Here is a 22,322-nt window from a genome sequence, read left to right as displayed (position 1 = left end):
ACCATGGATCTCAAGGAAACCGACATCCTCGGTTCAAGCATTGACCAGCATTGGTATTACGCCTCAAAAGCAGCGGCCACCAAGCGTCTACTGAGCGATACACCGATCAAAAAGATTCTCGATGTGGGCGCCGGCTCCGGGTTTTTTACCCATCACCTGCTGACCCACACCGCCGCGAACGAAGCCTGGTGCGTGGACATCAGTTACGACGCGGATTCCGACGCCAGCACCTGCGGGAAACCGGTGCATTACCGTCGCGGCATTGAGGCCGTGGATGCCGATCTGGTGCTGCTGATGGATGTGCTGGAGCATGTCGACGACGACGTCGGGCTGCTCAAGGCTTATGTCGATAAAGTGCCGTCCGGCAGCCGTTTCTTGATGACGGTGCCGGCGTTCCAGTTCCTCTGGAGCGGGCACGATGACTTCCTCGAACACAAACGTCGCTACACCCTGGCGCAATTTGAAAAAGTAGCCCGGGACGCTGGTTTGACGGTGAAGCAGGGCGCCTACTATTTTGGTGCGGTGTTCCCGATTGCGGCGACGTTGCGGCTATTGCCCAAAGGCGCGCAACCGTCGCCGCCGCGTTCGCAACTCAAACAGCATCATCGCGTGGTGAACTCAATCCTGAAGACCTTGTGCAGCATCGAATTACCGCTCATGGGCTTGAATCGTCTGGCCGGTCTGACGGTGTTTGTACTGGCGCAGAAGCCGTGACGTCAGCCGAAAAATCAGCGGTGATCAAAAGGGCGCTGAGGTTTGCCGTGACCGGATTATTTGTCACCGCGCTTCACGCAGTCGTCGCGGTGCTGTTCATCAACTTCGTGATGCCGATGCCGCCCCTGGCCAATGGCGTGGCATTTGCCGTGGCCACCGTGGTGTCTTACGTGATCAACACCACCTGGAGCTTTTCCGCACGGCTGCATGGCCGCACATTACTGCGCTTCATGATGGTCTCCGGCGCAGGCTTTCTACTGGCGATGTTCGTGGCTTGGGCGGCGCAAATGGCCGGGCTCAATTATTTGCTGGGGATCGGCGCGGTGGCGTTGACCCTTCCGGCCTTCACCTTTGTATTGCATAACTTCTGGACGTATCGATGAAGGATTCAGGCAAGCAGAAGGCGCTCGCATTGCTGCCCCTTTTGATGGGCGTTTTCGCGTTTTTCATGGTGATCGGTCCACGAGCCCTGGACCCGCAAAATATCGCCTGGCTGGAAAGTGGCGACCCGGCGACTCATTACCTGGGCTGGGTATTTTTCCGACACTCGCCTTGGTCTTTTCCGCTTGGCCTCAACCCCTCTTACGGGTTGGAGTTGGGCAGCGCGATTATTTTCTCGGACTCTAACCCGCTGCTGGCCTTTATATTCAAACCCTTCAGCGCATGGCTGCCCGAGACATTCCAGTACTTCGGCATCTGGCTGTTGGCGTGTTTTGTCCTGCAAGCCTGGTTTGGCTGGAAGTTAATCGGCTTGGTGACGCCTAACGTTGCCCTGAAATTATTGGGAGCGGGCCTGTTCCTGTTTTCCCCACCGATGTTCCTGCGTATGGGCGGTCACCTGTCCCTGGCCGGGCATTTTCTGATCCTGGCTGCGCTCTATCTGGCGCTGCATCCCGGATTGCGCAAGCGCCGTCTGGCCTGGGGCGTGTTGTTGGCTGCGACGGCGCTGGTGCACGCTTACTTGTTGGCGATGGTGGCGTTGATCTGGATCGCCGACGTTGCCGGCCGAACCCTTAAAGGCCAGTTGACGCGCCGCACTGCTGTGATCGAGGTGGTACTGCTATTTCTGCTGGTGAGTGTGTGTTGCTGGCAAGCGGGCTATTTCAGTATTGGCGACGGCATGGCGTCCGGTGGCTTTGGTTTGTACCGCATGAATCTGTTGGCGCCGATTGATGCCAGCGGCTGGTCATTGGTATTGCCGGACCTGCCGGAAGCCAGTGGCGACTACGAAGGTTTCAATTACCTCGGAGCGGGGACGCTGTTGTTGGTGATCTGCGCTGCTGTCGTTCTGCTGCGAGGTAAAACCGGTTTCGGCAGCGCTGCACGCAGTTTGCCGATTCTGTTGTTGGCGCTGATCGGCCTGCTGCTGTTCGCGCTATCGAACGAGATCGGCATCGGTCTGCTTAACGTTCACTACCCGCTGCCGGGGAAAATCGTCAAATTGGCGAATATCTTCCGGGCGTCGGGGCGGATGTTCTGGCCTGTGTTCTACGTCATTGTGTTTGTGGCGATTTACCTCGTGGTGCGTGGCACCCGGCCACGTATAGCGGTGAGCCTGCTGGCGGTGGCGCTGTGTATTCAAGTTGTAGATACCCAAAATGGTTGGACGGGGTTGCGACAGGCCAGAATGATGGCGCCGGCCAGCGAGTGGTCGACCCCGCTGCGTGATCCATTCTGGGCCAGCGCCGCGCTCCACTACGCGAACGTCCGTTCGTTGCCGTCGCAGAACCAGTCGGACACTTGGCAACTACTGGCCAATTACGCGGCCAAGTATGGTTTGAACACTGACTCCGCCTATCTGGGCCGGATGAGTTCGAAGGCGTTGGACCAGGCCCAGAAAAAGACCCAGCGGATGCTGGAAACCGGGCAGTACGACGCTGACTCGCTGTACTTTCTTGATGAAAACTCCATACCTGCCGCCGTGAAAACCATCAACGGCGACACTGATCTGCTCGCTCGCATCGACGGGAGGGTGGTGCTGGCGCCGGGCTGGAAGCGATGCACTCAATGCCTTGCGGTCGCCGACGAAAGTCATTCGATGCAGTTGGTGCCGATGATCAAGACCGGGCAACAGCAACTGTTCAACTACAAGACTCACCACTTGAGGCAGGGCTGGGGAACTCCGGAAACCTGGGGCACCTGGTCTGAAGGCGGGGAGGCGGACATTCTGCTTCGTGTGCCGCCGCAGGCTCATTCCATTGTGATCGAGGCCCTGGCTTTCGTGCAGCCGACGCACCTTGGGCAAACGGTGATCTTCAGCATCAACGGCGTACAAGCCCTGTCGACACGTCTTACAGCGCTGCAAGGCAATCGCATTGAAATCCCGTTGACGGCGGCCATCCATGAAGCTGTTGTCAATGACAAACTGATGCGGATTCATGTGCAGCTACCTGACGCGATCAGCCCGAAGCAATTGGGGCTCGGGGTGGATCCGCGTGTCCTGGGGCTGGGCATGAAGTCGCTGACGGTGCAGTGATCCTGCGTACAACGGCGATCATGCCGATAGACGCCACCCCCGGGCCTTTCTAAACTGGCCCAAGTCTTGGGGACCGGGGGCAGTGGATGAATCGCAACGAACTACGCAAGGCCGACATCAACCTGATGGTGGTGTTCGAGACATTGATGCTCGAACGCAACGTGACGCGGGTGGCGGAGAAGCTGTTTCTCGGCCAGCCGACCATCAGCGCCGCACTCAACCGCTTGCGCACGATGTTCAACGATCCACTGTTCATTCGCGTCGGTCACCGCATGGAGCCGACGGCCCGGGCTGAGGAAATCATTCAGCACTTGTCGCCGGCGTTGGATTCGCTGTCGGTGGCCTTGAGCCTGACCCACAATTTCGACCCTGCCAGCAGCACCATGACCTTTCGTATCGGGCTGTCGGACGATGTCGAGTTCGGCTTGTTACCGCCGCTGCTGCGCGCCTTGCGCCAGGAAGCGCCGAAAGTGGTGTTCGTGGTTCAGCATGTCGATTACTGGCGGATTCCCGACCTGTTGGCCTCCGGCGATATCACCGTCGGCATCAGCCAGACGCGTGGGCTGCCGGCCAACGCCAAGCGCAAATTGCTGCGGCACATCCAGCCCAGTGTCTTGCGCGCCGATGCGTCCGACACGCCATTGACCCTCGATGAATATTGCTCACGGCCGCACGTGTTGGTGTCGCACACCGCCAACGTGGCCGGTTTCGCCGATGAGTGGCTGGCGGAGATTGGCCGCAAGCGTCATGTCGTGCTGTCCGTGCCGCAATACAGTGCCTTGCCGGCCCTGTTGGCCGGGACCGATCTGATTGCCAGCCTGCCGGACTACACCGCGATCGCCATGGCCGCCTCGGGTCATTTGTTCAATGAGCCGTTTCCGTTCAAGACGCCGACCCTGGACTTGTCGATGGTCTGGCTCAGCCACGTCGATACCGACCCCGCCGAACGCTGGTTGCGCTCGCGCCTGGAAGCGTTCATGAGCGAGCGCGGTCTGGCCGATCCCCAAAGTTCGGGTTCACACTGATAACGGAGACATTGCGATGAGCCAATCCCGTTCTTTGCTGCGTGGGCGCGGCAGCCATGACAGTGGCAAGGTGGGCATGGTCGAGTTATTTTTCGATCTGGTGTTCGTGTTTGCGGTGACCCAGCTCTCGCATTCCCTGCTGGCGCATTTGTCGGTTGGCGGCGCGGTGCAGGTCGCGTTGTTGATGGTGGCGGTGTGGTGGGTGTGGATCTTCACCTCGTGGATCACCAATTGGCTCGATCCGGAAAAATTGCCGATCCGTCTCGGGCTGTTTGGCCTGATGATCGCCGGTTTGCTGCTCTCGTCATCGATTCCCAAAGCCTTCACCGATCACGGGCTGATGTTTGCCGGGGCGTTCGTGTTCATGCAGGTCGGACGCACGCTGTTTGCGATCTGGGCGGTGCGTGGCGAACCGCTGAACATGACCCGCAACTTCCAACGCATCCTTGCATGGCTGGTACTGTCCGGGGTGTTCTGGATCGCTGGCGCGTTTGTGCAAGGTGATCAGCGCCTGGCCTTGTGGGCACTGGCGCTGTTGATCGAACTGGTCTCGCCGTCCCTGTATTTCTGGGTGCCGGGGCTCGGGTGTTCGACGCTGCAGGACTGGAATGTGGAAGGCAATCACATGGCCGAGCGCTGCGGGCTGTTCGTGATCATTGCCCTGGGTGAATCGCTGCTGGTGACTGGCGCGACCTTTGCCGAACTGGCGTTGAGCGTGCAAGGCGTGACGGCGTTTGTGGTGGCGGTGCTCGGCAGCATTGCCATGTGGTGGGTGTATTTCGACACCGGCGCCGAGCGTGCCCACCATCGCATCGTTCATTCCTCCGACCCCGGCCGGCAAGCGCGGATTGCCTACACCTACCTGCATGTCTTGATTGTCGCCGGGGTCATCGTCAGTGCGGTGGCTGATGAGCTGGTACTGGTGCATCCGGATCACGCCAGTGACGCCGGCATCCTCGCGATCATCGCCGGGCCGTGGTTGTTTTTACTGGGTAACGCCCTGTTCAAATGGGTTATGGCTGATCGGCTATTGCCGCCGTTGTCCCATTTGGTCGGTCTGGGATTGTTGCTCGTGCTGCTGCCGCTGGCGTTGAATCATCTGTTTTCGGCGTTGGTGCTGGGCGCGCTGACCACGGGAGTGGTGATGTTGGTGGCGGCTTGGGAAAGCATCGCGCTGCGCGAATCCCTGGGCGCACCGGAGCATTAAAAGCTGCCTGGGAGTAGGGCGGCTCTGTGTTATATGTAGGCCCTTTCTGCCAACTCCCAGGAGCACCGTCATGCCTCATCTGCACATGGAATACACCGCCAACCTGCCCGAGCTGAACGCCGACGTGGCGCTCATACGGCTCAACAATACGTTGGTGGCTTCCGGTCAGTTTGCGGCGGAGTTCGATATCAAGAGCCGCGCCATTAAGGTCGAGACCTTTAAAGTCGGCACCAGCCTGGGCGAGCGTGCGTTCGTGCATGTGAAGCTGGCGTTGCTGAGCGGACGCTCGCCGCAGATCAAGAAGCAACTGTCCGAGAGCTTGTTGGCCGTGGTGCAGGAGTTGTGTGAATGGCCGAAGGATGTCGAAGTCCAGTTGTGCGTGGAAATCCTCGACATTGATCGCGAGTCCTACACCAAGACAGCCATCAGCCATTAAGTATCAGGCGGCCTGCTGCTCGGCGCAGGCCTTGACCACTTGCTCACGCAGCCACGTGTTGGCGCTGTCCTGATCGACGTTTTGGCTCCATTGCATATCGAGGCTGAACCCCGGCAAACCGTTGGGGGCTTCGCAATGATTGAACACCGCCCCGCTGGCCAGCAAACGCTGGATGCGCCGGGGCACGGTCAGGATGAAATCAGTGCCGGTGATCATTTTCAGTGCTGCGCTGTAGCTATTGGATCGCGTGACGATCTGGCGCTTTTGCGCCTGACGCTCCAGCCAGCCATCGACGATGTCGGTGGTGGAGGACCACGGTGTCGGGAACACATGCCGGCGTGCGGTGAAGGCTTGCAAGCTTAAACGCGGTTCCAGTGGTGTGGCGCGTTTGTCGAAGACGCAGACCAGATCGTCTTCGAGCAGCCTTAGGGATTTGAAGTCGTTGTGGTTGCGATGGAAGTTCGGGCCGAAACAGATCACTAGGTCGAGGCTGCCGTCACGCAAATCGTCGGCCGGTATATCGGTTTCGAATTTATGCAGGTTGACGTTCACTGGCAGGTCAGCGAAATCGAAGCGCTTCAACAAGCGCGGCAGGATCAACTGCTCGAAGTATTCCGGTGCGCAGATGTTGAAGGTGACTGGCTGTGCGGTCGGGTCGAACGCCTGGGCGCTGGCATGACACAGGTTGATGCATTCAAGGATCTTCAGCACATGGGTATACATGATGCTGGCCTTGTGGGTGGGGCGCATTCCGGTGCGAGTATTGATGAACAACTCGTCCTCGAAACTGGTGCGCAGTTTTTTCAGGCAGTAACTCACGGTGGACTGACTGACGAAGAGTGCCTCCGACACACCGGTGACGCTGCTTTGCTCATACACGGCGATAAACACCATGAGGTCCTGCATATCGAGCTTTCTAAGCAAGTTACTGTTCAGCATCCGTACTGTCTCGCTGTGCTCCTTGCGCTGACTGTGCGCAAACGTGTGCGAACGATCCTAACGGAACGATGGTGCCAAGAGAATGCCTCGTAGGAAACTTCAGTGTCAGATGTGGGACACATCGTGTAGGTAACACGACCTGCTGCTTGAAAGTGATCAGCGTCGAGCCCAGGGAGCGCTGGTTATCCAGTCACCAAGTGCCGGAGTGATGGCCGGGCACTTGGACCAGATCGCAAGTTCACTTTAACTTGTATCTTAATAATTCCTATTACAGCAAACCGTCCTGCGCGCAAACGCTGACAATCTGTTCGCGAAACCAGTTATTGGCGCTGTCATGACCCGGTTTCTCGTTCCACAACATGTCCAGGGTAAAGTTGGGTAAACCGGTCGGTGGTTTGCAATGGCTGTATTTTTCTTCGTTACCGAGCAGCATCTGGATGCGCCGAGGCAGGGTGAGCACGAAATCGGTCCCGGTAATCATATTGAGTGCCGCCACGTAACTATTGGCCCGCGCGACAATTTGCCGGCTGTAGGCCCATTTGCTCAGCCAGCCATCCACCATGTTGGTGTCTGAAGTCCAAGGGGTCGGGAAGATGTGCTGGCGTGCGACAAAGGTATCCAGGCTGAACTCGTCCTCTGGCGGCGCGAAGTTTTTGTCGACGACGCACACCAGATCATCTTCCAGCAGTATTTGTGATTTAAGATTTTTAGAACTGCGATGAAAGTTTGGACCAAAACAAATAACCAGATCGAAGCGGCCATCCATAAGCTCTTCGGTTGGAATGTCTCTATGAAACTTCTGGATATTTACAATGACCGGGAAACTGCTGCCGATAAAGCGCTTTAATAAGTTTGGAAGAATCAGTAGTTCAAAGTATTCGGGCGCGCAAATATTAAAAGTTATCTCTTTTTGCGTCGGGTCGAATGCGTGCAGTCCGGAGTGGCATATGTTTATGCTTTTAAGGATTTTAAGGACGTGACCGTACATGGTGGTGGCTTTGTTGGTTGGCCACATGCCATTGCGGGTATTGATGAATAGCTCGTCATCGAAGCTCGTGCGCAGCTTTTTCAAGCAGTAACTCACGGTGGACTGGCTGACACATAGGGTTTCGGAGACCTCGGTGACGCTGCTTTGCTCGTACACCGCCACGAACACCATCAGATCCTGCATATCCAGCTTTCTGAGCAAATTGCTATTAAGCATAAAATCCGTCTCGGTGAAAATCCATGTACGTCACTGTTCGTTGTATTTGTGACAGGGTTATTTATTTATATATTAGCGGAAGCAATTGGTTTTTTAAATAGTCTGTCGGACGTTTCCTCCATATATTCTCGCTCACTTTAAAAGGAGTCCTGAATAGGGACAGGGAGGTCAAAGTGTTGGTACGTGTCACGGAGAGTCAGACACCGTTGTGGGTTCAGGCGACTGAAGTTGTGAAGGAGAAGTTTCGCAGCTCTTATAACGCCTCCGTAGAGCCGAGCCCGCAGTATTTTGCGCTCACTCTAGACAGTGAGGAGCGTATTCTTTCTTGCGCCGGTATAACGTTTGCGGATCACCGCACATTGTTCTCTGAACAATACCTGTCGCAACCGATAGAAACGATACTGTCCGAACGTTTTGAAAAGACGATCGATCGGTCAACTATCGCTGAGATCGGCAGTTTGATTTCTCATCACCTGACGGCCGGAATGATCATGGTCAACATGATTCCGCTGCTGGCCTGGTGCATGGGCGGCCACTATCTGTTGTGCACCGTCACGCCCCGGGTCCGGGAAATGATGGAAAGCTGCCAGATCGATTTCGAGCCGCTGCTCACCGCAGACCCCCAGCGCCTGGCCAATGATGGCGGCAAAAACTGGGGAAGTTACTACTCGAAAATGCCGGTCACCGGTTTTATCCGCGTCGACCCGAAACGCTCGCGATTCGCCGCCATGACCCTCGGCACCTTGTTCACCCAGTTGCCGACCGATCTGCCAGCGAGGGCGCAGCCATGAGTGCTCGCTTCATTGCCGACCTGCGGCAGGCGTTGCAGGTCAATCGCCAGAAAGTCTGTGCAATCGATTGCGCCCCGACGGGTCTGGAGCACGCCTCAGCCATGACCTACGGCGAACTGGAATCCCGGGCGTTGAACCTGGCGGCGGAACTGCAACGGCGTTTCGACACGCCCGCCCATGGCGACCACGTCGTGCTGGGCATCGCGACACGCAACAGCAGCGACTGGCTGATTGCCGATCTGGCGTGCCTGTTCGCCGGGATCACCGCGTTGCCTTTGCCGCTGGCGTTCAGTCAGTCTCAGGCTGAGCACTTGGCCGAGCGCTGTGACGGGTTTCTGGTGGATGCCGCCGGGGAACGGACGCTGGCCGATCGCTGGATGCTCGACTTTCCTGACAGTCGCCTGCGCCGCATCAGCGAGCCGGCCCTGGAGCAATCGTTGCTGCGTGAGTCGGACGGCAGTGACTGGATCTGCAAAATCATTCACACCTCGGGCACGACCAGTCGGCCAAAAGGCGTGCGCCTGAGCACGGCGGCGGTGGGGGCGGTATTGACGTCGCTGCGGCAATGGATGCCGGTCGACGCCCATCGCAGTTACCTGTCGTTGGTACCTTTGAGCCTGCTGCTGGAACAAGTGACCGCTGCTTACTTGCCGCTGCTGGCCGGTGGGATCGTGTACTTCCTGCCCGAAGGTGAGCCGCTGCTCGGTGAGCCGGGGACTTCGCCGCAGCGTTTGATCGAGTGGATTCTGCGGGTCGAGCCGACGGCCCTGACCGTGCCGCCGGTGATGCTCAATCGCTTTTACGAGCAACTGGCCCAAGGTGACGCGCCGGGCAAACGCCTGTCGCGTTACCTGCATTCGGGCGTGCACATCACCTGTGGCGGCGCGGCCGTCAGCCTCGATATCCTGAATGCCCTCGCCGAGGATGGAATCCCGGTGTTCCAGGGTTACGGGCTCTCCGAGAACGCTTCTGTGGTCAGCATGAACACCTTGGAGCACCAACGCCTGGGCAGTGTCGGCAAGCCGTTGCCGCATGTTCAAGTGCGTATCGGCGCCGACCAGACCATCGAGGTCAAGAGCAGCTCGTTGTTCAGCGGCTACTCGGGCAAGGACCCGAGCGCCTGTTCCATGTCTGACGATGGCTGGATGGACACCGGCGACCTGGGCGAACTGGATGCCGACGGCTATCTGTACGTTCGCGGCCGCAAGAAGAATGTGATCTGTCTGCCCAATGGCCGCAACGTCAGCCCGGAACAAGTCGAGCTGGAATACCGTGAATACCCCGGCGTGCGCGATGCTGCCGTTTTTTTCGATGAAACCCATGGTCTGGTGGCATTGCTCTGTGTCGAGTCGGCACCGGATCGCGCTGACCTGTCCGCCTGGTCGACCCAACGCTTTTCCGACATCGAGCGACCGAGCCACCTGTGGTTACTGACCAAGGACGACCCGCTGCTCGAGCAACTCTATACCGTCACCGGCCGCCCAAAACGCGCCGATATCGCCACTGTTTTCTCCGACCTGCAAAGGACTGCATCTGATGAACACGCCTGCCTATCACTCTGAATGCCCCGACATCTCGATTATCGAGCCACATCATTTCGCCAGCCTGGGCAAGTCCGAGCTGTACCAATTGCTCGGGCAATACGGTGTCGTGCTGCTGCGCAACTGCATCCACAACGCTGAAGATTTCGGCACCTATGTGCGGCAGAACAGCTCGCGGCTGAGCCTCGACCCGGCGCGGATTATGGTCGGCGGCGCCGCGCAATTGGTGGATGCCGGTCGCCAGGCGATCGGCCTGCATTGCGAGAATGGCAACTCACCGTTCTGGCCGGACATCACCTGGTTCTATTGCCAGGAAGCGCCGCGCAAAGGCTCGCAAACCACGCTGTGCGACGGCGAGAAAGTGCTGGCGAAACTGTCACCGGCCTGCCGGACGTTTTTCGAATGCAACCCGATTCGCTACAGCCGCACCGTGGCCGGCGACAAATGGCGGCGGCTGGTTTGTCACTATTCGCCGGCGCTCTCCGACCCGGCTGCGGTCAGCATCGACGATCTGCTGCAGATCATTGGCGATGATCCGCAGACGCTGATCACCTTCAATCCTGCCGATGATTCAATTCACTACGCCTTCAGCACCCCGGCGATTCTGGTCTCTGACTTCAGTCAGCGCCCGGCCTTCGCCAACAGCATTCTGGGGCCGTCCTTCAACTATGAAGTGCCGGTGATCGACACCGTGTCCGGGCAACCGATTCCCCCGGAGTTCCTGGCCGAGATCGACAAGGTTTCGGCGCAATACACTTACCCGGTCGGCTGGCGTGACCATGACATGGTGATGATCGACAACCGTCGGGTGATGCATGGTCGCGAGGCCATCGTTGACGAGCGTCGCCGTATTTTCAACGCCTTGAGTTACCGCTGAGAACGATTGATGAAGACCAATAACAAACAAATAATCTCTGGTCAGTACGAGACGTATACCGACGGTAATGGCCGCCAGATCATCGATCTGGCCGGCGGATTTGGCTTTCAGGTACCTGCGGTGATCGAAGCGGTCAGCCATCAGGCGGACCGCATGGGATTGTCCAATCGCGTGTTGATGTCCGAACCCCTGATCGCCTTGTGCCGACGTTTGGCCGAGTTGCTGCCGCCACCGCTGGTCAGTTCTTATGTGTGCAGCTCCGGCGATGAAGCTTTTGAAGGGGCCTTGAAACTGTGCAAAGGCCTCAAGCCCAAGGGCAACACCCTCGTCTTCATCGAGGGCGGCGATTACGGCTCGCTGACTTACGGGCGTTGCCTGAACGCGCTGCAAAGCTATCAGGAGATCCGGCGTTTCCTCGGCATCAAGCTCGTGGCGGTCAGGAATGTCCGCGACCTGGACGCGGTGGACTGGCACGACTGCTTTGCGGTTTGCCACACCAGCACGTTGCTGGATGAAGAGGGGCGCCTGCGACTGATCGACCCGGCGCTGCTCGATCAGTTGTATGCCGCGGCGGCCAAGGTTTCGGCGCCGGTCATCGCGGTCGATGTGCAAAGTTGCCTGGGCAGCCTGGGTACCTTGTTTGGTTTCCAGCGCTATCACAACTCTCCGGACATCGTGGTGTTGGGCGGAGCCTTGGGTGGCAGCGCGATTCCTATCGGCACCTACACCTGCAGCGAGCAGATGGCCTATCAGGTTTATGGTCGCAGCAGCCCGGCGAAACATGGCAGCACCACGGCCGGCAATCCGATGGCCTGTGTCGCTGCGATGGCGGCGCTGGATTACGTGCACGACAACAACTCGGCCCGCCAGTGTCTCGACAACGGCCAGATCCTGGCGCAAGCGCTCAATGCGTTCGGTGCCGTCGCGTGCGGTGCCTGGGTCAGTCTGCCGCTGGCCGTCGACGTCAACGCGGTCGACTTGTGCGAAGAGCTTTATCAGCGTGGCGTCTACGTCAGCCTACCCCGTGGTCGTGAATTGATTCTGCGTTGCCCGATCACCGCGCGAGCCGAACAGATCCAGCGTGCCTCGACGATCATTCAGGAGACTTTCAGCTATGTCCTTAGCCATGCCGCATGAACAACTGCTGGACGATTGCCAGCGGCATTGGAGTGCCTCGGCGGCCAAGCTCTATCGCCTGGGTAAAACCAGCGTCGAGAAGGAAACCGATGGCATCTTTGTCACCGATCATACCGGCAAGCGCTTCATCGACTGCGCCTGCAGTTATGGGGTGTTTATCGTCGGTCATCGTAATCCGGTGGTACGTGAGGCTGTGCATACACAGCTGCACCAGATGGCCTGGGTTCCGGAAGGGCGGGTGCACCCGCAGCAAGATCTGTTGACCGAGCGCCTGCGGCAGTTGGTGCCGGGTGACTGGGGCGATGTGCAGTACATGGTGTCGGGCGCCGAAGCCATCGAACAAAGCATGCGTTATGTGCTCAAGGTGCAGAAGCACCGGCGCGGGATCGTGGTCATGAGCGATTCCTACCACGGCAAGACGCTGGCGGCGATGAGCATCCTCGGCCAGCAGCAACACCATCGCAGTTACGGCACCGGGGCGCCGGAGGTGACTTATGTGCCGTATGGCGATTTCGCCGCGTTGCAAAAAGCAGTGGGCGAGGGCGTGTGTGCGGTGTATGTCGAGCCGATTCTCGGCGGCGCGCACTTGCAGGTTCCACCCGTGGGCTACATGGCGAACATCCGTGCCCTATGCGATGCCACCCAGACCTTGCTGGTGGCCGACGAAATCCAGACCGGTTTCGGTCGCTGTGGCAAATGGTTCGCCGTGCAGTACGACGACGTCGTGCCGGACATCATGATCCTCTCCAAAGGCCTGACGGGCGGCTACACCTCATTTGCCTGCGCGATGTACAGCCAGCGCCTGGCCGAGAAATACCCGCTGCACGTGATCGAGCCGGACCAGCGAACCAATGGCGGGCATCCGGTGGCATGCGCCTCGGCGCTGGCCGCTATCGATTACATCGAGCAGCACAACCTGGTCGAGCAATCGCGGATCAATGGCGGCTTGCTGCGTCACGGCCTGCAACGGCTGGCCCAGCGTTACCCGCAGATTATCGAGGATGTGCCCGGTGTCGGCCTGATGACGGGTTTGCGCTTGCGCGGCTCGGTCTACGAAGCGCTGATGAGCATGGAGTTGGGCAAGCGTGGCGTGCATGCCGGGCATTCGATGAATGAAAAAGCCGCACACCCGGTGCTGCGCTTTTACCCGCCACTGAGCATCACGCCCGAAGCGCTGCGGCATGTCCTGGCCATGACTGAAGAAGCCCTGGACGCCATCGCCCGGCGTCCGAAACTGGCGGTCAAGGCGTTTTCCCTGGTGGTCAGAAACATGTACCACATCCCCAACAAGCTGCTTCGCAGCAAAGCGGAGCATTGAGCATGTTCAATCCGGATACCTTGACCCTGCGCGAAATGGCCGGTCTGCTGCGACGCGGTGTGCTGACCAGCGCCAGCCTGGTGGATTTCTACCTTCAACGCATTGCCGAGCGTAACCCGCAGATCAATGCGCTGATTCAACTGGAGTCTGCCGAAGCACTGCGTCGGCAGGCTCGCGAGGCCGACGAGATGGCGCGCATCGGTAATATTCGTGGTCCGCTGCATGGCATTCCGATGACCATCAAGGATGTCTGTCATGTGCGCGGCTTCTGCATGTCGCGAGGGTTGGAGGAGTTGCTCGGCGAAGCCAGCGAAGAAGATGCCACGGTAGTCGCGCGGCTGCGGCAGGCGGGCGCGATCATCCTCGGGATCACCAATGTTCCTGAGCTGTGCATGGCGTTTGAAACCGACAACTTGTTGTACGGTCGCACGCTTAACCCCTACGACCCGCAACGTTCCGCCGGCGGTAGCAGTGGCGGTGAAGCGGCAGCCATCGCGGCCGGTTGCTCGCCAGCCGGGCTGGCCTCGGACGCCTGCGGCAGTGTGCGGATCCCGGCACATTTCAACGGCATTTGTGGCTTGAAACTGACCCAGGGACGGGTGCCGTTGACCGGCCAGTTTCCCAACGACCGCTCCGGGTTGTTTCATCTGACTTCGGCGTTTGGCGTGATGGGGCGTTATGTCGACGACTTGGCGCTGCTTGGGCCACTGATCAGCGGCGCTGATGGCCGCGACCCGGACACCGTCGATGTGCCGTTCACCGAAAGCAAACCCCTGTCCGGACTGCGTGTTGCATTGTCCTGGGAATCATCCCGAACCCAGGTTAGTTCGGCGGTGAAGCAGGTGCTGCAACGGGTCGAGTCGTGCCTGAGCAGCGTGGTTGAGCAGGTGACACTGACCGCTCCGCCAATGCTCGACGAGGCCAGCGATGTACTGTGGCGGGTGTTTATCACCGGCGCGGATGCCGGGCGAGGCTGGAAGAAGCTGTTTGCGTCGATGAACAAGCAGACCTACACGCCCGCCACCTCGGAATTGATCCGCTTGAGCGAAGAGGTCGAGTTGAGCGTGGATGAGATGAAGCGCGACTGGATTATGATCGATACGTTTCGCTATCAGTTGGCGAAGTTCTTCAATCAGCATGATCTGTTCATCTGCCCGGTGTTCCCGGACGTGGCGTTCGGTCACGGTGATTCGCTGCGCGAACGTGATCGCTATGCCTTCGTGTTCCCGTTCAGCCTCTCCGGTTCCCCGGCAGTGGTCATTCGCGCCGGGCACGACCCGGTCAGCGGGATGCCGATCGGCATCCAGATCGTCGGCCCGCATTGGCAGGAGGAACGCTTGCTGGCCGTGGCCAATTTCCTTGAACGGGAAATGACGCGATGGAGCCCGGTAACCCCAAAGGCAACGACCCTTTACTGATTCCCCATGTGGGAACGGGCTTGCTCGCGAAAGCGGAGTGTCATTCAACAATGATGTCGACTGACACGGCCCCTTCGCGAGCAAGCTCAGCTCCTACAGGAATTGTGGCCGCACACAAATACCCGGCCCACCACCGAACAACTGTGGGAGCGGGCTTGCTCGCGAAAGCGGTGTGTCATTCAACAATGATGTCGACTGACACGGCCTCTTCGCGAGCAAGCCCGCTCCCACAGTTTCAAGCAGTAACTGCTTTCACATTTCGACTACTCATCACCAGCGCCAACATCCCGACCCCCACCAGCAGCGCACCGCCGAGCTCCATCAACGTCGGTTGCTGCCGCAGCCAGAACCAGTGGAACAGCGTGACAAACAGCGTGTTCAGGTAAACGTAGGAAATCACCGTCGACGGTGAAATCACCCCGATTGCCCGATGCAACAGCCAGAAGGTGGCGAGGGTGCCGAACACCGCCAGGTACACCAGCCACAACATATCGCGCACCGACAGCAGCGCACCACTGCGCCAGCCGCCGCTGAACAGGCAGAACACCAGCAAAAACACGGCGCCGAACAGCATGTTCCAGAAGGTCATCGCCACCGGGTCACGGCCCTTCAAGGTCTTGGCCTTGAAGCGCTGGCTCAATGGCGAATAGAGCGCCATCGCCAGGCAGCCGACGCCGAATACCAGCACCGGGTAGGGCGAGGGCAGTTCGCCTGGGGCCGAGCCCTTGAGGATCAGCAACACCGCACCGGTCGCCGCCATCAACATCGGCAGCAAGCGCGTCTTCAGGGTTGGGCTCGGCAGCAGGAACACCTCGAAAAACAGCGTCATCAATGGCACCAGCGTGTACAGCGTCGCGGTGTTGACCGCCGAGGTGTAGCGCAGCGCTTCAAACAGCGAACCAAAATACGTCGCCAGCAACAACCCGAGTACCGCATGAGCCAGCAAGCCTTTGGCCGAGATGGGTGCGGTGCTTTTCAACAACAGCAGCGGCAAGAACATCAAGGCTGAAAACAACAGGCGCAGCCCGGTCAGGAGGATCGGATCAATCGATTGGCCGACCTGCGCCGCTGCAAAAAAAGACGCGGCGATCAGCATCGCCCAAATCAGCATCCCCCAATGGGCTGCTGCAAAACCGACTTGTTTCATGAGTTCTTCCCTTGCGTCTGAATGCACGACGCCATGATCGGTAAGCCGGCCTGAAGGCTCTGGCAGTTTTTAAATACACGACCGCAAATACTTGCAGGCGATGTGGTGAAAGCGAGAGACGCTTTTGCGTGAAACGGTCCTTTCAAGGTCGGCTGATCAGCCACATAGGTGGGCCTTGAAAGAACCGTCGACGACTATTGGATATGCTGCGCGTAACGTTTCGGGTTGAAACGCAGCACCATCACGATCATCACCGCCATCACTGCCGTGAGTGACCACCAGGCCCATTCGAAGCTGCCCAACTGGTCGCGAATCATCCCGGCGATCAGCGGTGAAAGCCCGGCGATCAAGTAACCGATGCCTTGGACAAAAGCCGTCAGGCCACCGGCACGGCGCGGGTTGTCGAGGTGATCAAGGGACACGATCAGGCTCATCGGGAACAGACCGCCAATGCCCAGGCCCAGCAAGCACGGCCAGAGCAGGCTGAAGCGTTCCGGGCTGAGGATCAGGCCGCAGAAACCGGCCATGATCAGCGCCAACAGCACCACCAGCACCAGACGTTTGTCCTGGCTGCGGTTGGCAATCGCGGGCGTGATCAACCCGGAGATCACTTCCATGGCCGTCAGAAACCCCAGCAGCAGACCTGCGTTCTGTTCACTCCAGCCTTTTTCCACGTAATACGGCGCGAGCCAGGCCAATACGCAGGTGTAGGACGCCGTGCCCAAGCCGAAGAAAATCGCCAGTAACCAGGCCCGTGAGTTACCGACGAAAGACTCTTGGCGACCCTGCGGTGCCGCCGGCAATTTCGGGATGGCCGAACGTTGGGCGAACCAGAAGCCCAGGGCCAGCAGTGCCAGCAACGCCCAGATCGCCAGGCCCATGCGCCAACTGCCGGTCTGCGCCAGGACGAAAGGCGAGAACGAAGCCGCAATGGCCGCGCCGCCCATGATCGAGGTGACGTACAAACCCATGAACAGCGAGACGTTGTCGCTGAAGCGCGACTTGATCAGTGCCGGCATCACCGCTTGGATAAGGGCAATCCCGACCCCGGCCAGCACCGCGCTGAGGATCAATTCAAGGGTGCTGTCGAGGTACAACCGCGAGACCGTGGCCACGCCGATGATCAACAACGACACGACGATGGTGCGGTGTTCGCCGAAGCGTTGGGCGACACGCATGCCGAGGAACATTGCCAGGCCCATCGCCATGACCGGCAGCATGGTCAGCAGCGACGCGGTACTGAAACTCAGCGGGATATCCCCGCGAATCGCCGACAGCAAGGGGCCGACAGCGGCCATGGACGGACGCAGGTTCAGTGCGACCAGAATGATGCTGGCTATTAACCAGAATGCGGGACGAGTAGTTGCGCGAACGTTTTCCATGAGCGGACCTTAAAGAGCTAGGACTCGATTAGGCGCGAGGGGTAGGGCAGCGGCAAACTAGAAAGTCTGGGGCGATATCTAGAAATTAAATAAACCGGTGTGCACCTGTAGGAGCAAGGCTTGCCCGCGATGGCGATTTCACGTTTTGCGCAACCTGTGGCGAGGGGGCTTGCTTGTGGCGAGGGGGCTTGCCCCCGTTGGGTTGCGAAGCGCCCCCAAAAACGGTCGATGCATTTTTCCAATCAGGCAGCACCGTATCATTTACGACTGCTTCGCCGCCGAACGGGGGCAAGCCCCCTCGCCACAGGGATTGGTGGCGACCCTGCGAGTATGTTTAGCCAACCCACAACCAAACTTCTTCAAATCACGATTTAACCTCCCATCCACCCGTGTGACGCTGCGGCACATCTGTTTTCTGCGGTTTTCTCTATGGACGGTTGGCCAATCGCACTCCACCACCAGGCATCCAGCGGCGCTTGTGCGTCCAGCCTCGGTCGTCGGTTCCTGCCTGCCACCGCGCCAAACCTCTCAGCACTTCCGTCCGAACTGGCCTTCTGGGCGCTGTGGCATTGTCGTCATGCGCGCCCACCGGATTCCTGCGTTTCCCGTTGAATGTTCCTACAGGTCCCGGGCAATGCATCGGGATCAAATCGGCAGCGCCTGCGCGTTTGCCTGACACGGAAAAACGAGAATTCCCATGAGTAGTGCCATGACCGCCTTCGCCACGCAGCAAGAAGCCCTGACCTTTCTGGAACAGCACCCGGATATCGAGATGTTCGAGCTGTTCATCCTCGACAACAACGGCGTGCCACGCGGCAAGTTGCTGCATCGTGATGAACTGTTGGCGGTGTACGAAAGCGGCCGGCCACTGCCCAGCACCATTCTGGGCCTGACCATCAATGGCGATGACGTGGAAAACTCCGGGCTGGTGTGGGACGTCGGTGATATCGACTGCCGCGCCTATCCGGTCAGCGGCAGTTTGCAGCGCATGCCGTGGCGGCTGATTCCAACCGCGGCGGTGCAAGTCAGCATGCATCCCAAGGAAGGGCTACCGGCGACCATTGCCGACCCACGGCACTTGCTGGCAAAGGTTATCGAGGGCTTGCAGGCCGACGGCTATTACCCGGTGATGGCGGCGGAGCTGGAGTTTTATCTGCTGGATCAACAGCGCGATAGCAATGGTCGGCCGCAACCGGCGCGGGACGTTGATGGTGGGCGACCACGGGCCACCCAGGTTTATGGTTTACGCGAACTGGAGCAGATCGAACCGTTCTTGGCCGACCTCTACAGCGCCTGCAAACTCCAGGGCATTCCGGCGCGCACGGCGATTTCCGAATATGCGCCGGGCCAGGTCGAAATCACCCTCGAACATCGCACCGACGCCTTGCAGGCGATGGACGAAGCGGTGCGTTACAAACGGCTGGTCAAAGGTGTGGCCCACAAGCACGGGATGGCCGCTTGCTTCATGGCCAAACCCTTCGATGACCTGGCCGGCACCGGGATGCACATGCACGTCAGCCTGGCCGACAAGGACGGCAACAACCTGTTCGCCAGCGCAGCGCCCGACGGCACGCCGCTGCTCAGGCATGCAGTGGGCGGGATGCTCAGTACGTTGCTCGATTCGCTGCTGTTGTTCTGCCCGAACGCCAACTCCTATCGCCGTTTCCAGACCAACAGCTATGCGCCACTGGCCGCCACCTGGGGGGTGGACAACCGCACCGTGAGCCTGCGGGTGCCGGGCGGGCCGGCGTTCTCCCGGCATATCGAACACCGCATCTGCGGCGCCGACGCCAACCCTTACCTGGCAGCGGCCGCGATCCTGGCCGGTATTCACCGTGGCATTCGCGAGCAACTCGACCCCGGTGCTCCGGTGGAAGGCAACGGTTATGCCCAGGCCACCGAACTGCTACCCACCGACTGGTTGACCACATTACGGGCGCTGGAAGGCTCGAGTTGGGCGCGGGATGCGTTCGGTACCGAGTTTTTGGGGGTGTACCTGGCGGTGAAACGCGCCGAGTATCGCCAATTTATGGGGGAGGTCGGGGAGCAGGACTGGCGCTGGTACCTGAATCAGGCCTGAGCATTTTGCAAATAATTTGAAAGATTTGCCCTAATACCTGAAGCCAACTATTCGTTGGCTTCTTTTTCACGAAAAATTGATGGTCGGCTGATTAAAGTTTGCGTTGTCGCGGAAAATGAAATTTTCACAATTACCGGCGACGCTTCTTTTCAGGAACAATCGACCTGCATGTTGAAATTAAAAGCCGTGCGCCCCGAGTGGGTGACACTGATTGCCAGTGCCTTTTTACTGGCCGGGTTCAATCTGGTCCTGTGGCAGCACCTCTTCGAAATCACCGCTTCCGACGCCAAAGGCATCGCCATGCGCGTGGCATTTGGCGTCATGGTGTTCGGCGCCTTCAACGTCGTCCTGACTGTGCTGGCGTTCCGCCCCGTATTAAAACCGCTGCTGACGTTGGTCTTCATGGTCAGTGCCGGCGTGGCTTACTTTATGAGTCAATATGGCGTGCTGATCGATGCCGGCATGTTTCGTAACTTTGCCGAAACCAATGCCACGGAAGTTCGCGACTTACTGTCGATAAAGTTGTTTGTCTATATTGTCCTGCTCGGTGTTCTGCCTTCGTGGTTATTGTGGAAAACACCGGTCAATTATCGCGCCTGGCACCGTGAGCTATTAAGTAAAGCCCTGGTGAGTGTCGTCTCTGTCGCGGTGATCGGTGGCGTGGCGCTGATGAATTATCAAGGCCTGTCGTCTCTGTTTCGCAATCACCATGAATTGCATTTGATGGTGGTGCCGAGCAACTACATCGGCGCCTCGGTCGGTTATCTGCGTGAGCAGGTGGTGTCCTCGCAACAACCCTTTGTCAAAATTGGCGAAGACGCCCGTAAAGACCAGGCCTGGCAGTCCCATGAGCGCAAATCCCTGACGGTGCTGGTGGTCGGCGAAAGTGCCCGGGCCGAGAACTTCGGCATCCTCGGCTACAACCGCGACACCACACCCAAACTGAGTAAAGAAACCGGGCTGATCGCTTTCACCGACGTGCATTCCTGCGGCACGGAAACTGCGGTATCGGTGCCTTGCATGTTCTCCAACATGGGCCGCAAGGATTACAACGCCAGCAAGGCAAAGAACGAAGAAGGTTTGCTGGACGTGCTCAAGCGGGCCGGTCTGGACGTGATCTGGCGCGACAATCAATCGGGCTGCAAAGGCACGTGCGATCGGGTCACCATCGAGGATGTCAGCAATCTGAAAGACCCGGTGTTGTGCTCCAGCAGCGAGTGCCGCGATGAAATTCTCCTGCAAGGTTTGCAGCACTTCATCGACACCCTCGACAAAGACACCGTGCTGGTCCTGCACCAGATGGGCAGCCACGGCCCGGAATACTTCAAGCGTTATCCCAAAGAATACGAACACTTCACACCCGTGTGTGAAAGCAATGCGCTGAACAATTGCAGCCGCGACAGTATCGTCAATGGTTACGACAACACCCTGGTGTATACCGACCACGTGCTGTCGACCCTGATCGATCTGTTGCGCAGCAACCAGGACAAAGTGGATACCGCGATGCTCTACCTGTCCGACCACGGAGAGTCCCTGGGCGAGTACAACCTGTTCCTCCATGGCACGCCTTACATGATGGCGCCGGAACAACAAAAGCATGTGGCAATGCTGGCGTGGTTTTCCGACAGTTATCAAAAGTCGTTCTCGGTAGACGCCCATTGCCTGCAACAAAGTCGCGACAAACCCTTGAGCCAGGACAACCTGTTCCATTCGATGCTCGGTCTGCTGGAAGTCGACAGCAAGGTCTACGACCCGAGTCTGGACATGTTCGCCGGCTGCCGGGGGCCTGTAGGCGACGGCGTGCTGGCTAAAAAGTGAGTGCTTCGACTTATTTTTCACGGGCCGACCGCTAATCTGCGGTCGGTAGATCTTCCAACAAGAGCCCCTACACATGTCTTCGCTGCCCCCATCCGCCATCGAGCTTGAGTTCGCCCGGCGCTACGACCAGGAACACGCTCGCGTCTGTTTGCAGCCGCAACCGCGTGGCATGGCGGGCCGCCTGGCGTTTCGGCGCGAAGAGCAGTTGGTGCGCAACGCGCTCAAGGCCGCCGGCGAGCCGGGTCTGATCCTCGACGTGGCCTGCGGGGCCGGGCGTTTCTGGCCGGTGCTGGCCGAACATGGGAATCGGGTGATCCTTGCATCAGACCCGTCCCAGGACATGCTTGATCATGCCCGTACCCATCACCCGAAGCCGTTGCTCAAGCGGATCAAGACCTTTCAGAGCTCGGCGTTCACCATTGGTTTGTCGGTGAACGCGGTGGATTGCATTATTTGCATGCAACTGTTTCAGCATCTTTCTCGTCCCGAGCACCGGTTGGCCATGCTCGGGGAGTTCCACCGCGTCAGTCGTGACACAGTGATTGTCGCGGTTCAGCTTGAAAGCCGCCTCCGGCGCCAGCCCGCTGCTGCCGAAGGCGTTCAAGCGCAAACGCTGGTGAACAAGGCCGAGGTCGAAGCCGAGTTCAGGCAAGCGGGTTTCAGCCTGCTCAGTCACCAGGACTTCTTTCCCGGTTGCTCGCGGATGCGGGTCTACGTGCTGCGTAAGACCGGTTAGTCTCCCTTCGTCAGACATTTCTTGCCTTCCGGCAGGCATTTTCGCTAAAGCTCTTGTTCAGTGCATGCGCGGAAAT

Annotated in this window: 19 protein-coding genes; 15 read left to right on the top strand and 4 right to left on the bottom strand. The window is 58.8% G+C overall.

Going from position 1 to position 22,322, the window contains the following annotated elements; all coding sequences use genetic code 11:
* Window positions 1-3: 3 nt before the first annotated feature.
* The 6 genes from AC1MEW_RS30085 (at window position 4) to AC1MEW_RS30060 (ending at window position 5,858) form a co-directional block, all read left to right on the top strand.
* A complete protein-coding gene (locus AC1MEW_RS30085; RefSeq protein ID WP_480424656.1) occupies window positions 4-714 on the top strand; it encodes a class I SAM-dependent methyltransferase in 711 nt (236 codons plus the stop codon).
* Window positions 711-1,097, top strand: coding sequence for a GtrA family protein (locus tag AC1MEW_RS30080; protein ID WP_201201512.1), 387 nt, complete (start codon window positions 711-713; stop codon window positions 1,095-1,097). The genes AC1MEW_RS30085 and AC1MEW_RS30080 overlap by 4 nt, the downstream gene beginning before the upstream one ends.
* Window positions 1,094-3,190 carry a DUF6311 domain-containing protein gene (locus tag AC1MEW_RS30075; RefSeq protein WP_480424655.1) on the top strand — a complete coding sequence of 699 codons (2,097 nt, stop codon included), beginning with the start codon at window positions 1,094-1,096 and terminating at the stop codon, window positions 3,188-3,190. The genes AC1MEW_RS30080 and AC1MEW_RS30075 overlap by 4 nt, the downstream gene beginning before the upstream one ends.
* A gap of 86 nt (window positions 3,191-3,276) precedes the next feature.
* Window positions 3,277-4,215, top strand: coding sequence for a LysR substrate-binding domain-containing protein (locus AC1MEW_RS30070; RefSeq protein ID WP_201255766.1), 939 nt, complete (start codon window positions 3,277-3,279; stop codon window positions 4,213-4,215).
* A 16-nt stretch (window positions 4,216-4,231) separates the two neighbouring features.
* Window positions 4,232-5,422 carry a low temperature requirement protein A gene (locus AC1MEW_RS30065; protein WP_480424654.1) on the top strand — a complete coding sequence of 397 codons (1,191 nt, stop codon included), beginning with the start codon at window positions 4,232-4,234 and terminating at the stop codon, window positions 5,420-5,422.
* Window positions 5,423-5,492: 70 nt separating this feature from the next.
* Window positions 5,493-5,858, top strand: coding sequence for a 5-carboxymethyl-2-hydroxymuconate Delta-isomerase (locus AC1MEW_RS30060; RefSeq protein ID WP_322270757.1), 366 nt, complete (start codon window positions 5,493-5,495; stop codon window positions 5,856-5,858).
* Between the two features lie 3 nt (window positions 5,859-5,861).
* On the opposite strand, the gene AC1MEW_RS30055 is transcribed toward AC1MEW_RS30060, so the two are convergent.
* Window positions 5,862-6,797, bottom strand: a complete 936-nt coding sequence (locus tag AC1MEW_RS30055; RefSeq protein WP_322270758.1) for a LysR family transcriptional regulator — start codon at window positions 6,795-6,797, stop codon at window positions 5,862-5,864.
* A 268-nt stretch (window positions 6,798-7,065) separates the two neighbouring features.
* Complete coding sequence (locus tag AC1MEW_RS30050; protein ID WP_322270759.1) at window positions 7,066-8,001, bottom strand: LysR family transcriptional regulator; 936 nt, start codon at window positions 7,999-8,001, stop codon at window positions 7,066-7,068.
* A gap of 173 nt (window positions 8,002-8,174) precedes the next feature.
* Here AC1MEW_RS30050 and AC1MEW_RS30045 point away from each other — a divergent pair, with 173 nt between their 5' ends.
* Genes AC1MEW_RS30045 through AC1MEW_RS30020 form a run of 6 tightly spaced genes read left to right on the top strand, consistent with a single transcriptional unit; the run spans window position 8,175 to window position 15,083 of the window.
* Window positions 8,175-8,792: a thermostable hemolysin gene (locus tag AC1MEW_RS30045; RefSeq protein ID WP_201255762.1), complete on the top strand. Its 618-nt coding sequence runs from the start codon at window positions 8,175-8,177 to the stop codon at window positions 8,790-8,792.
* Complete coding sequence (locus AC1MEW_RS30040; RefSeq protein WP_201255761.1) at window positions 8,789-10,354, top strand: AMP-binding protein; 1,566 nt, start codon at window positions 8,789-8,791, stop codon at window positions 10,352-10,354. Before AC1MEW_RS30045 ends, AC1MEW_RS30040 begins: the two co-directional genes overlap by 4 nt.
* Window positions 10,329-11,210 (top strand): TauD/TfdA family dioxygenase, encoded by an 882-nt coding sequence (locus AC1MEW_RS30035; RefSeq protein ID WP_480424651.1) that lies wholly within the window; start codon window positions 10,329-10,331, stop codon window positions 11,208-11,210. The genes AC1MEW_RS30040 and AC1MEW_RS30035 overlap by 26 nt, the downstream gene beginning before the upstream one ends.
* A gap of 9 nt (window positions 11,211-11,219) precedes the next feature.
* Window positions 11,220-12,347 carry an aminotransferase class III-fold pyridoxal phosphate-dependent enzyme gene (locus AC1MEW_RS30030; RefSeq protein ID WP_201255759.1) on the top strand — a complete coding sequence of 376 codons (1,128 nt, stop codon included), beginning with the start codon at window positions 11,220-11,222 and terminating at the stop codon, window positions 12,345-12,347.
* Window positions 12,325-13,665, top strand: a complete 1,341-nt coding sequence (locus tag AC1MEW_RS30025; protein ID WP_201255758.1) for an aspartate aminotransferase family protein — start codon at window positions 12,325-12,327, stop codon at window positions 13,663-13,665. The genes AC1MEW_RS30030 and AC1MEW_RS30025 overlap by 23 nt, the downstream gene beginning before the upstream one ends.
* 2 nt (window positions 13,666-13,667) lie before the next feature.
* Window positions 13,668-15,083: an amidase gene (locus AC1MEW_RS30020; protein WP_201255757.1), complete on the top strand. Its 1,416-nt coding sequence runs from the start codon at window positions 13,668-13,670 to the stop codon at window positions 15,081-15,083.
* A gap of 235 nt (window positions 15,084-15,318) precedes the next feature.
* Here the strand turns inward: AC1MEW_RS30020 and AC1MEW_RS30015 are convergent, their stop codons facing one another.
* Window positions 15,319-16,230 carry a DMT family transporter gene (locus tag AC1MEW_RS30015; protein WP_201255756.1) on the bottom strand — a complete coding sequence of 304 codons (912 nt, stop codon included), beginning with the start codon at window positions 16,228-16,230 and terminating at the stop codon, window positions 15,319-15,321.
* 194 nt (window positions 16,231-16,424) lie between these two features.
* Complete coding sequence (locus AC1MEW_RS30010) at window positions 16,425-17,612, bottom strand: cyanate transporter (RefSeq protein ID WP_201255755.1); 1,188 nt, start codon at window positions 17,610-17,612, stop codon at window positions 16,425-16,427.
* Window positions 17,613-18,309: 697 nt separating this feature from the next.
* Between AC1MEW_RS30010 and AC1MEW_RS30005 the strand changes: the two genes are divergently transcribed.
* From AC1MEW_RS30005 to AC1MEW_RS29995, 3 genes are all read left to right on the top strand, one after another.
* A complete protein-coding gene (locus AC1MEW_RS30005) occupies window positions 18,310-19,692 on the top strand; it encodes a glutamine synthetase family protein (protein WP_323570119.1) in 1,383 nt (460 codons plus the stop codon).
* A gap of 168 nt (window positions 19,693-19,860) precedes the next feature.
* A complete protein-coding gene (locus AC1MEW_RS30000) occupies window positions 19,861-21,510 on the top strand; it encodes a phosphoethanolamine transferase (protein ID WP_480424648.1) in 1,650 nt (549 codons plus the stop codon).
* Between the two features lie 73 nt (window positions 21,511-21,583).
* Window positions 21,584-22,246, top strand: a complete 663-nt coding sequence (locus AC1MEW_RS29995; protein ID WP_201255752.1) for a class I SAM-dependent methyltransferase — start codon at window positions 21,584-21,586, stop codon at window positions 22,244-22,246.
* Window positions 22,247-22,322 lie beyond the last annotated feature (76 nt).

Source organism: Pseudomonas sp. ASL4, assembly GCF_056680395.1.
Note: the sequence above shows the minus strand (reverse complement) of the source record. Positions and strands in the feature narration are given on the sequence as shown.

What these genes read in the sequence shown, in the direction of transcription:
- AC1MEW_RS30000 (WP_480424648.1), top strand. Translation starts at nt 19,861, where the DNA reads ATGTTGAAATTAAAAGCCGTGCGCCCCGAGTGGGTGACACTGATTGCC.
- AC1MEW_RS30015 (WP_201255756.1), bottom strand. Translation starts at nt 16,230, where the DNA reads ATGAAACAAGTCGGTTTTGCAGCAGCCCATTGGGGGATGCTGATTTGG.
- AC1MEW_RS30060 (WP_322270757.1), top strand. Translation starts at nt 5,493, where the DNA reads ATGCCTCATCTGCACATGGAATACACCGCCAACCTGCCCGAGCTGAAC.
- AC1MEW_RS30075 (WP_480424655.1), top strand. Translation starts at nt 1,094, where the DNA reads ATGAAGGATTCAGGCAAGCAGAAGGCGCTCGCATTGCTGCCCCTTTTG.
- AC1MEW_RS30055 (WP_322270758.1), bottom strand. Translation starts at nt 6,797, where the DNA reads ATGCTGAACAGTAACTTGCTTAGAAAGCTCGATATGCAGGACCTCATG.
- AC1MEW_RS30010 (WP_201255755.1), bottom strand. Translation starts at nt 17,612, where the DNA reads ATGGAAAACGTTCGCGCAACTACTCGTCCCGCATTCTGGTTAATAGCC.
- AC1MEW_RS30020 (WP_201255757.1), top strand. Translation starts at nt 13,668, where the DNA reads ATGTTCAATCCGGATACCTTGACCCTGCGCGAAATGGCCGGTCTGCTG.
- AC1MEW_RS29995 (WP_201255752.1), top strand. Translation starts at nt 21,584, where the DNA reads ATGTCTTCGCTGCCCCCATCCGCCATCGAGCTTGAGTTCGCCCGGCGC.
- AC1MEW_RS30035 (WP_480424651.1), top strand. Translation starts at nt 10,329, where the DNA reads ATGAACACGCCTGCCTATCACTCTGAATGCCCCGACATCTCGATTATC.
- AC1MEW_RS30065 (WP_480424654.1), top strand. Translation starts at nt 4,232, where the DNA reads ATGAGCCAATCCCGTTCTTTGCTGCGTGGGCGCGGCAGCCATGACAGT.
- AC1MEW_RS30085 (WP_480424656.1), top strand. Translation starts at nt 4, where the DNA reads ATGGATCTCAAGGAAACCGACATCCTCGGTTCAAGCATTGACCAGCAT.
- AC1MEW_RS30025 (WP_201255758.1), top strand. Translation starts at nt 12,325, where the DNA reads ATGTCCTTAGCCATGCCGCATGAACAACTGCTGGACGATTGCCAGCGG.
- AC1MEW_RS30040 (WP_201255761.1), top strand. Translation starts at nt 8,789, where the DNA reads ATGAGTGCTCGCTTCATTGCCGACCTGCGGCAGGCGTTGCAGGTCAAT.
- AC1MEW_RS30050 (WP_322270759.1), bottom strand. Translation starts at nt 8,001, where the DNA reads ATGCTTAATAGCAATTTGCTCAGAAAGCTGGATATGCAGGATCTGATG.
- AC1MEW_RS30070 (WP_201255766.1), top strand. Translation starts at nt 3,277, where the DNA reads ATGAATCGCAACGAACTACGCAAGGCCGACATCAACCTGATGGTGGTG.
- AC1MEW_RS30030 (WP_201255759.1), top strand. Translation starts at nt 11,220, where the DNA reads ATGAAGACCAATAACAAACAAATAATCTCTGGTCAGTACGAGACGTAT.
- AC1MEW_RS30005 (WP_323570119.1), top strand. Translation starts at nt 18,310, where the DNA reads ATGAGTAGTGCCATGACCGCCTTCGCCACGCAGCAAGAAGCCCTGACC.